Origin of the sequence: Bacteroides cellulosilyticus DSM 14838, assembly GCF_000158035.1 — a bacterium.
GTDB classification, from domain to species: Bacteria; Bacteroidota; Bacteroidia; order Bacteroidales; family Bacteroidaceae; genus Bacteroides; species Bacteroides cellulosilyticus.
Map to the genome: position 1 here is coordinate 169,856 of NZ_EQ973488.1, position 9,094 is coordinate 178,949.

General features: G+C 40.9%; 10 protein-coding genes and 1 pseudogene. 6 read left to right on the forward strand and 5 right to left on the reverse strand.

The features are described 5' to 3' along the window. Window positions 1–1,819: pseudogene (locus BACCELL_RS26750) on the reverse strand (hypothetical protein); the annotation flags it as partial. 34 nt (window positions 1,820–1,853) lie between these two features. Here BACCELL_RS26750 and BACCELL_RS02060 point away from each other — a divergent pair. The 4 genes from BACCELL_RS02060 (at window position 1,854) to BACCELL_RS02075 (ending at window position 3,581) form a co-directional block, all read left to right on the forward strand. Then, a complete protein-coding gene (locus tag BACCELL_RS02060) occupies window positions 1,854–2,129 on the forward strand; it encodes a hypothetical protein (protein WP_044153172.1) in 276 nt (91 codons plus the stop codon). 218 nt (window positions 2,130–2,347) lie between these two features. Then, window positions 2,348–2,638 carry a hypothetical protein gene (locus BACCELL_RS02065; protein WP_007209847.1) on the forward strand — a complete coding sequence of 97 codons (291 nt, stop codon included), beginning with the start codon at window positions 2,348–2,350 and terminating at the stop codon, window positions 2,636–2,638. A 218-nt stretch (window positions 2,639–2,856) separates the two neighbouring features. Further along, the gene (locus tag BACCELL_RS02070) at window positions 2,857–3,102 is read left to right on the forward strand and encodes a hypothetical protein (RefSeq protein ID WP_007209848.1); all 246 of its coding nucleotides are present in this window, start codon (window positions 2,857–2,859) and stop codon (window positions 3,100–3,102) included. 104 nt (window positions 3,103–3,206) lie between these two features. Further along, on the forward strand, window positions 3,207–3,581 hold the full coding sequence (locus BACCELL_RS02075) for a hypothetical protein (RefSeq protein WP_007209849.1): 375 nt from the start codon (window positions 3,207–3,209) through the stop codon (window positions 3,579–3,581). A 14-nt stretch (window positions 3,582–3,595) separates the two neighbouring features. Here the strand turns inward: BACCELL_RS02075 and BACCELL_RS02080 are convergent, their stop codons facing one another. The 3 genes from BACCELL_RS02080 to BACCELL_RS02090 are packed head-to-tail and all read right to left on the reverse strand — an operon-like array spanning window position 3,596 to window position 4,678. After that, the gene (locus BACCELL_RS02080; protein ID WP_007209850.1) at window positions 3,596–3,940 is read right to left on the reverse strand and encodes a hypothetical protein; all 345 of its coding nucleotides are present in this window, start codon (window positions 3,938–3,940) and stop codon (window positions 3,596–3,598) included. Next, the gene (locus tag BACCELL_RS02085; protein ID WP_044153174.1) at window positions 3,897–4,205 is read right to left on the reverse strand and encodes a hypothetical protein; all 309 of its coding nucleotides are present in this window, start codon (window positions 4,203–4,205) and stop codon (window positions 3,897–3,899) included. The genes BACCELL_RS02080 and BACCELL_RS02085 overlap by 44 nt, the downstream gene beginning before the upstream one ends. A 2-nt stretch (window positions 4,206–4,207) precedes the next feature. Further along, a complete protein-coding gene (locus BACCELL_RS02090; RefSeq protein ID WP_007209852.1) occupies window positions 4,208–4,678 on the reverse strand; it encodes a phage tail tube protein in 471 nt (156 codons plus the stop codon). A 203-nt stretch (window positions 4,679–4,881) separates the two neighbouring features. Here BACCELL_RS02090 and BACCELL_RS02095 point away from each other — a divergent pair, with 203 nt between their 5' ends. After that, entirely contained in the window at window positions 4,882–5,526 is a 645-nt protein-coding gene (locus tag BACCELL_RS02095; protein ID WP_007209853.1) for an XRE family transcriptional regulator, read from the forward strand. A gap of 1 nt (window position 5,527) precedes the next feature. Here the strand turns inward: BACCELL_RS02095 and BACCELL_RS02100 are convergent, their stop codons facing one another. Continuing rightward, entirely contained in the window at window positions 5,528–7,618 is a 2,091-nt protein-coding gene (locus BACCELL_RS02100; protein WP_007209854.1) for a BT4734/BF3469 family protein, read from the reverse strand. A gap of 415 nt (window positions 7,619–8,033) precedes the next feature. Here BACCELL_RS02100 and BACCELL_RS02105 point away from each other — a divergent pair, with 415 nt between their 5' ends. Then, window positions 8,034–8,669, forward strand: coding sequence for an HU family DNA-binding protein (locus BACCELL_RS02105; RefSeq protein ID WP_007209855.1), 636 nt, complete (start codon window positions 8,034–8,036; stop codon window positions 8,667–8,669). Window positions 8,670–9,094 lie beyond the last annotated feature (425 nt).

The following is a 9,094-nucleotide window of genomic DNA, read 5'->3' on the forward strand; positions in this document are numbered from 1 at the left end:
TGGGGCCATAGGCTATACCGCCATAAGCAAACTTAGGCAGATTGGCCAAAGCAGCCAATACACTCGCTACAGCCGCAATAGCCAATATAGGCCCCACAATAGGAATACTCGACACACTGGCAGCCGCCCCTGTTCCAGCAACAACAGTGTTAGCCGTAGCTTGCGTAGATTGAACACCTAATAATGCCATAATCTGCGGGATAGCTTGTCCTATTGCCTGTACTGCATTGGCTCCCCATTGCAACCATTCACCCGCTGCTCCGCCTATCAGGTTACCAACATTTCCCATAGCATTCCCCATTGCTCCCATATTATCCGTCAGTTCCCGATTCTTTTCTCTTGCCAATCCCACAGCCTCATTCCATCTCTCCATACCGGTTAAGGGATCTTGAATATCAAAATTCATCGGCTCGAGTTTCATATCTTTCAAACCTCCATCTTTGATGCCAAGTTCTAAAGAACTGGCGGTAGCTATTCCTCCAACAGAAGTTGCATCTAAATTCGCTGGCCTCACCGGATATGCTGCCTGAAAATTAGTCTTATCTATGATAGATTTAGCATTGGCTATATCTGATTCTAACTTAGCAATATCTACTGAAAAAGTAATGATTTCTTCAAGAGGTGCTTTCTGTTGTTTCTCTTTAAGTTCCGAAAGTTTTGCTTCCAAAGCGGATAAACTTCCTTCGGCAGATTCTAATTCTACACGAGGTTCAATCGTTACAGTCCCATTCGTTGTATCATTTGTATTTGTTTCTGCGTTCGATGTAGACAATAGATCTTGCCCTCCACCAAACATAACTTTTGCAGTGGCTAGTTCTTTTTCATAATTTTCTTTAGCTTTACGAATATCAGAAATACTCTGATAAATATAGTTCGCGACAAAATTATCCCGATGCGCAAAACCTTCAGGATCTGTCCAAACAGTTTCCAACTTAGATAAGATATCTCTCGCTTCTTTAGGAATATTCTTCCCACTACGTACTGCAAGCATTATTTGCCCCATAGCCTTTCCAGCCTCCTGCGATGATATTTTTCCATCTCCGAAACCTATATTTCCATAAAGGCGTTCCCTTATATTTTTTATTGTTTCAGCTTCCTTTCCCGTATAAACATCTGCAGCACCTGCTGTTGCTGACTCCATAGCACGGGCACGAGCAGAATTGATTATTGCTTCACTCAATTTATCGTACGCTTTTCTCGCTGTATCCGCATTGGTTATTTCAATGCCCATCTTATCAAGATAACCACCATATTTGGCTACAATGTTATCCTTTGCCTTCTGCCATTCTTCAGTGCCTTCGCGAGCTTTATCCAAAGGAGTAAAGAGATTATCCAAGGTGAGGCGCTCTGTAGCAACTTCTTTATTCAAAGTAGCCATTATGCCATTTAAACGCCCTTGGGCTTTAGCTGCATCATCACTTTCTGAACATAGTTTATATATACCGACAGCCAAAGCGGTAGCGGCAGTAGCAGCAATAATCCAAGGACTGGCGGCAATAATACCATTTAAAATCTTAGCGCCAGTAGCCGTAGAATTAACAGAAGTCAGTAAAGTTTTTAAACCTTTTCTCATTAATATTATTCCTGATGCATTTTCTGATAAAAGAGCCAAACTTGCTCCCATACCTCCTGCAAGACCTAGCCATTTAGTTCTAAGGTCGTCTACAGGGGATTGTACTGCACTAATTTGTCGAGATACATCAGTTGCCATTTCTTGAGTATTCTTTCTTATATCAACCAATAATTTATTGATTTCACGGAGAGATACTGAAGGATTATTTTTCAAATTAAATATTATATCATATGATTTTTTTTCCATACTTTTGTGCATTAATTAAATATATAATCAAATTATGGGAACATACATTATATTATTAACATTTATGATTCTTGGTTTTATAGGAGCAGGGGGATTCATCAAGGATATAGACAAAATTTCCAATAAAAATAATTCAAAAAAAGACAAACAGGAGCAAGAAAAAATAAATGAACTTGAAGAAGAAGTTCGCATACAACGTGAAGAATTACAGCAACTTCGTGAAAAACTTGCACGTGAGAAAGCTGAAAGAGAACAACAAAAAGAAGAAAAGCGTCGCAAAAAAGAAGAGAGACAAGCAAAACATAAATAAATATTCAACCATCCTTTTTTCATCATATCCCATACTCTTTTCACTACCATTTTTTGAACAGATAAAAGAACTGACATACCTTGAATATTCTTCTGTATATCAAGCAATATATTACACATTTTTCGAAGAATTCCTGAAGGGGTATTTTTCAAACTAAATACTATATCATATGTTATTTTTTCCATATCTTTGTAACATGATTATTAAAGATTAAACATATGGGGCCTTATATTATACTAATTTGTCTCATACTCGGTGCTATAGGAGCATGGAGTATAGGTGGAATGCTATCTAAAAATGATACTTCTAAAAAAGAGCCTCCACAACTCAGCAAGTTTGAACAAAAATTGAAAGCTTCTGTACAGAAAACTAAAGAAGAAGTTCGCATACAACGTGAAGAGTTACAGCAACTTCGTGAAAAGATTGCACGTGAGAAAGCAGAAAGAGAACGCCAAAAGGAAGAGGAAAAGCGTCGCAAGAAAGAAGAAAAACAAGCTAAAAATAAATAAATTTTCAACCATCCTTTTTTCATCATATCCCATAGTCTCTTCATTACCATTTTTTGAACAGACAAAAAGACTGACATACCTTGAATATTCTTCTGTATATCAAGTAATATCTTACTCATTTCTCGAAGAGCACTAGAAGGGTTATTTTTCAAGTTAAAAACTATGTCATATGTTACTTTTTCCATATATTTGTAATCGAAATTAAATACTTCATAAAAATGGGACCTTATATATTACTAATAATGATGATCCTTGGTATTATCGCATCTGCTAGCTTTTATGGCAATATACATAAAATAGCAAAGAATACGAGTTCTAAAGATAATGAGGCGCAGAGAATCATGCAGGAGCAAGCCAAAATGCAAGAAAAAATAGAACAACTCGAAACAGAAATTCGGGAATTACATAAAAAAGATGTAGACTCATTAAATGGAGATAAGCACAATTCTTTAAATAACAAATAAGTATGTTTATCCGCTTCAGAAAGATCATTTTTCAAGTTAAAAACTATATCGTATGTCATCTTTTCCATATATTTGCAATCTAACTTAATTAATAAAATAAGAGTATGGGACTATTTTTTATATCACTATATTTCATTCTTGCAGGAATGGTTATCTTTGGCGTATTCGGTCACATACCAAGTCACTACAATTCCCAAAAGAAATCACCCCAACCAAGCAAATTTGAACAGAAATTAAAAGAATCTGCACAAAAAAGTCACGAAGAGCGACTACAAGCGGAAGAAAAATTAAAGCAAACACAAGAGAAACTAGCTCAAATTAAAGCAGAAAAAGCAAAAGAAAATCGCCGCAAAGAAGAAGAAAAGTGGGCTAAATACAAAGAAGAAGCTCTCATGAATCGTAAAGAATTACAACACCTTCGCGAAAAAGATACAAATTCAGTGGATGAGAACAACTCCTCAAATGATAAAGAAAAGTAAATAACATCCCTTCTTTACCCCCATTTCTTTGCTATCTCTTCGAACCTTTCTTTTGTACTAACTTCTTTCTTAGCTTCTTGTTCCCGTTTCCTCTCCCACGAGAATCTGCAAACATCCGTCGGACTCAATTTCTTTTTACTATAAGGTTGTAACATACAGCAAGCCAAAAAGCGTGTCTGCTCCCAATCATTCTGTACATTTCGTTCATCATGTTGCAGCCAAAAACGATAAATAACCGAAAACTCAGCAGGGGTGCATCGGCGAAAATCGTCTAAATTCATCCCAATACACCCCATTGCCAAACCCAGTAATTCCTCAATGCCTACAGCTTCCTCTCCTGCCCCTTTTTTTTGAGCCATCCTCACCCCCGGTTACCATACTCTCCTGAAACCGATTGAACTCGCTCAGGTCAATACCATCGGCAAAACGTTCAAAGCCAAGATCAAACGTCACCTCATCAGCACGACAAGCAGAACGAACACAGCAAAACATAAACATCGTCAACAGTTCCATATCCGCGCCGATTTCATTTACATCCTTACCCGTCTCACGCTTAAAGTCAATCATGGCACCCATCGTCACCCGATTAGGATATTCCTTACCATACAGTATTACTTTGTTCATACTCATGCTTTGGGTGTAACCACTTTAACTTCCACAGGCCCGCTATTCTCCAGCGAGATGCTGTAAGTAGCATCATCATCTGCCGCAGACACCTCTTCCAACGAAGTAATAATGAAATTGCCCTGACGATACTTCGTGTCTTCTTCTCCACGAAGCGCATACTTCACAGGAACAGGATTCCCGCTTTCCCACATCTCCAACAGTTTGTCATAGCCCATGCCATCACCGTAAAAAACAAATCCTTCGGAACTGATACTTACGCTCAATCCACTCACGGATTTCTCTTTCCATTTACCGGCAGCGGCAGCCTTTGCTTTCTCTTCCAATGTCGGTTTCACCGCACGGTCTTTTGTCTCAGCCGTGTTAGTAATCGTACACGTCTTACTGTGTCCCAGAGGGTTAAAAACATCCTCTACTAAAATGCCTACTAAGAGGTCACTTCCATGAACATAATCCGCATTCTCGTTTTCCATAAATTAGCTTTTAAGTTTTTAAAAATTCATTTATTGTCACGTTATAGTTTCTTTCGCTTTCTGTTTAGTTGGCTATTTTTGTATATTTACGGCTGTTTGTATTTCTTAGGTTTCGCAATTATAGGAAATTATCTAATACAAAACAAATAAAATCGGAGAAAATTTCCTACTTATTGCATAATTTTATTTAGGAGGGTTGTTCTATGATATTACAGCGGATCAAAGAATATATTGATTTAAAGGGTATTTCTATCTCCGCTTTTGAGAAAAGTATCGGAATGTCAAATGCTTCTTTTGGACGTTCCCTGAAAAACAATGGGGCTATCGGCACCGATAAATTAGAAAATATTCTAAGAATATATCAAGAGATCAACCCGGATTGGTTGCTTACCGGACAAGGCAATATGGTGCGTTCCGGTTCGAAGATAACACTTCCGCCTCCGGTAACAGAAAAAAAAGGGATTCCCCTAATTTCCTACCAAACATTACCGACGCTATTTACCGGTAAAAAGGGAACATTCTCTCAAGCCACGGAATATTTCTCCCTACCTCTATTCAATGAGGCGGACTTTCTGATTCCGGTAAAAGACAACAGTATGGCTCCACAATATAAAGGTGGTGATATCATAGCCTGCAAATGCCTTTCCAACGAAGGGCTTTTCTTCCAATGGAACAAAATCTATCTGCTGCTTACCCCGCAGGGAGCACTCATAAAACGAATACATCCGGGAAAAGACGAAGAGCATCTGACGCTTGTCTCCGACCATACTGATTATCCACCTTTCCAATTGCACCGTTCTTTAATAGGTAATGTAGCATTGGTGCTGGGAGGATTATCTGCAGAATAGTCTATCCAAGTCTCACCAAATGATACACCGTCCCCCTATTCGTCTTCTTGCAAGGGATATCCAATTTCTTCAGCGAACGGCCGAAGTGCCCTATTTTGCTGACCGACAGTTTATCGCGGGTTTTCTGCTGTAGATAATTGAATATCTCCATTGCGGTCAGCCATTCCCCTTCCCGTTCTTCTTCCGTCACCCGGAAATAACAGTGGAAAAGCTGTTCGAGCGGACTGACCTGTTCAAAATCCCGGTTGGTCTCTTTCAGGATAGCTTCGTCCTCATCATTCAACCAGTAGCGCTCACCTTTATAAATGGCATCCATGGCCTGAGCATACAATTGCTTGTAGTTGATGGTGACATTCGTATCAATAGGTGCAGTCACTTCGATACAGATAAAACGGCGGCTGCCGCTGGGATCGGTAAGCAGGTCCATCTGATTACTGGTACCGATAAACGAGGCATAACGGCGCACTTCCTGAATGGTAGAACCGTAAGGTTTCCGCAAATTTGCCACAGGTTTCTGCAAAAGATGTTTCAGAAACCCCTGCTGGTTGGAACTAATCTGATCAAACTCATCCAGGTTCACCAGCAGAAAACGCCCCAGATAACGCTCCGCATCCTGTTTGCTCTTAAAATCAAGACTATCCGTATATCCGAAACGCAGTTCAGGAGGCAAAATAATGCGACAATAGGTAGATTTACGATACCCCTGTGCCCCAACCAGCAATGGCGACGTACTGTTTCCATGTTGGCGGTCGAGCCCACGCCAGTGAGCCACCATACTGAGAAACCAGCGATAAAACAACTCCCGCCAATGCGGATTATTGCATGGCACAAGATTGGCAAGCGCCCGGATGCGGTCTTTTCCGTCCCAGCGCCCCACGCTGCAAAGGTATTCTTCAACAGGATTGTACAAAGACACATACTCTGATGTCAGATAACGCTCCACGTCACGGTCCCAGGCACGAATCCCCTCTTTCAGGGCATTAATCGCCACCGTATTGCGTACCCTCCGATCCACCGGTCTGAAATAGAAATGAATGGAATTCCGCTGACGGTATTCCAGATCGTTCAACACCGTGTTATAACGAAACTCATAGCGCCGTTCCATAAACTCTTCCAGGCGCAGAGCGGTATCCTGCTCCGGAGTCAAAATAGTTTTAGAGCCAAAGCCCTTAGACTCTTGGTAAATATTATGAACCATAGCACGTACCGTTTGCTGCTCCGCCTGTGCATAATAATGAATAATCGTCTGCCTCACAACTTCCTCTTCCGGTATGCCCGCCTTGTAGCAATACTCCGCAAGGCGGACAAGCAACGGTTGGAGATTATTTCCCCGTCGCCAGTTCTCCATATCCCGGAGCGCCTTATCGAGGGCGGTTTCAAAAAGCATGGTGAAGGTCTGCGATGTTTCAAAGCCCGGTTCCAGCCTCAGCAACGGATTTTTCTCAGCCAACTGCCGTTGCCGGAAGGTCTGTTCGCCGGGCATGGAGAATGGCTGCTCCAAACAGAAAGGTACCGCATGAGGATTGTATCCGGGATGTTCATCGAGCGTCATCCGGCAACTTTGCATCAGTGAAGGCTCTTTCAAGGTAATAGGAAACGGGAACAACGGCTGATAGCAACTCACCGCCAGACGATAGGCATGGGCATGAAACAATGCGGATTCCTGTTCACGCTTCGGCAAGTTTCCATCCGGTAAGGCGAAATACACCCATATTTTCACACTCCTTCCGCTGGAACCGCAAAAAGCGGCAAACGTCTGAGGAAGCAGCATCGCCTGACGTTTCACCAGTTCAGCCTCCGCCAGTCCAGCCAGCTTCTTCACTTCAAGCTGAACCAGACCATTGTATCGTTTCATTCTTCGCCCTCCGTCTTTAGTCCGGGCGCACTCCACGGCAGGATAGACACGTGGAAGTTTGTCAATATGAGAGAATGCGGATTCAGTACCTTCCAACTGAGGGATGACAGTCCGTAACCCCGTCACATACCCGTCTCTGGTTTCCGTTTTCATCTTCTCCATCAGCACGTCGGCATCATAAACGGTCATCATCTCTCTGCCTGCATCTTTGTCATGTCTTATTGAAGTGATTTTCATATCATTATCTGTTTTGAATTTTATTTATATAGTATAATTCCTTTAAAGAGTTACAAAGATACTGCTCCAAAAAGCGAAAGTCAAGTATTTAAGCATATTATTCTGCATTTATTTCAAAAAAGTTCAGCTCATACATTTTGCAGTAAAAGCTTCAATAATAATTGAGAAATAAACAGGGAATCACTTGACTTAGCCCTGCTTATTTTGTATCTTTGTAGTAAGTCCTATTGGGTGTTAACCTTGGTCAACAGGCCGTGCAATGGAGGTCAACAAGCCGAGCAACCAACGTTGACAAGCCTGTTGACCAAGGTTAATACCCAATCGTTCCTAAGGGTAAAAGGGATGTTCCTTAGGAGGAAACAGAATAGTCCCTAATGTAAAACAAATTAATACCTTATAATTAAAACAAGCAACTATGGCAATCTTATTTGAATGGTACGAAAACCCGGTGGCTCCCAACCAGCCACAAGAAGAAACAAAACTGCATGCACGCATCACACTGAACGGAAAAACAGGAACCGACAGGTTGCGACGCAAAATCCAGGAACGTTGTTCACTGACGGAAACTGATGTATCGGCCGTGCTCGACGCCCTGTCTCATGCAATGGGTGAAGAACTGGCGGAAGGCAGGCAGGTACATCTGGATGGTATCGGTTACTTCCACCCTACCCTGACCTGCACGGAAGAAATAAAGGAAGATACAAAACGGAAGAATACGAAAGTAAGGCTGAAAGGCATCAAATTCCGGGCGGATCAGGAACTGAGAAGTGAAATCGGAAATGTGAAACTAAAGAATATAAAACACAACGGACACTCCAACAAATTATCGGATGAAGAAATAGACAACCGGCTAACCATCTACTTCAGTCAGCACCACATGATGACAAGAAGTGACTTCCAAAGGGTATGTGGCATGATGAAATCGACCGCAATGGGGCATATCCGCCGCTTACGCGGGGAAGGAAAGCTAAAAAACATCGGATTACAGAACCAACCGATATATGCGCCAAACGTGGGGTATTACGGTATAACAGAAGAAGTTATGATGTAGAAATGTAAAAATCCGGCGTGAGAGTAAGCGGCTTACTCTCACGTCGGATTTTTACTCTCACCCACACTTAATATTCTAATTATCAATAAGCTATTTTAAAAGTGAGGGTAGTGAGAGTAAACCGAGCCAACTTTTTATTGAATCTTGAGCAACATTAAATTATTGTTAATTACCCTTTCATACATCGAACCATGTTTCAAAGATTATGTTGTTACAAATGAACAGCAACCTTAATTATGAATTTAAAATAATGAATTATGAAGAAGAAAATTAAATTTTTAAAGAAAGAATCGCTGTTACGTTAATGAACGGGATTCGAGAAAGAGTAGATTATATGATTAAACTAACTTTAAACTTAACAAAGATCAAAGCAAACAAGAAATCTGCAACCTAACCCTCCCGCTTTATTCCTGAAAAGAGCAAAC

Bases quoted from the DNA above. Each gene is read 5' to 3' on its own strand.
- BACCELL_RS02100 (WP_007209854.1), bottom strand. From the start codon at position 7,618: ATGAAAATCACTTCAATAAGACATGACAAAGATGCAGGCAGAGAGATG.
- BACCELL_RS02075 (WP_007209849.1), top strand. From the start codon at position 3,207: ATGGGACTATTTTTTATATCACTATATTTCATTCTTGCAGGAATGGTT.
- BACCELL_RS02065 (WP_007209847.1), top strand. From the start codon at position 2,348: ATGGGGCCTTATATTATACTAATTTGTCTCATACTCGGTGCTATAGGA.
- BACCELL_RS02080 (WP_007209850.1), bottom strand. From the start codon at position 3,940: ATGGCTCAAAAAAAAGGGGCAGGAGAGGAAGCTGTAGGCATTGAGGAA.
- BACCELL_RS02085 (WP_044153174.1), bottom strand. From the start codon at position 4,205: ATGAACAAAGTAATACTGTATGGTAAGGAATATCCTAATCGGGTGACG.
- BACCELL_RS02090 (WP_007209852.1), bottom strand. From the start codon at position 4,678: ATGGAAAACGAGAATGCGGATTATGTTCATGGAAGTGACCTCTTAGTA.
- BACCELL_RS02105 (WP_007209855.1), top strand. From the start codon at position 8,034: ATGGCAATCTTATTTGAATGGTACGAAAACCCGGTGGCTCCCAACCAG.
- BACCELL_RS02095 (WP_007209853.1), top strand. From the start codon at position 4,882: ATGATATTACAGCGGATCAAAGAATATATTGATTTAAAGGGTATTTCT.
- BACCELL_RS02070 (WP_007209848.1), top strand. From the start codon at position 2,857: ATGGGACCTTATATATTACTAATAATGATGATCCTTGGTATTATCGCA.
- BACCELL_RS02060 (WP_044153172.1), top strand. From the start codon at position 1,854: ATGGGAACATACATTATATTATTAACATTTATGATTCTTGGTTTTATA.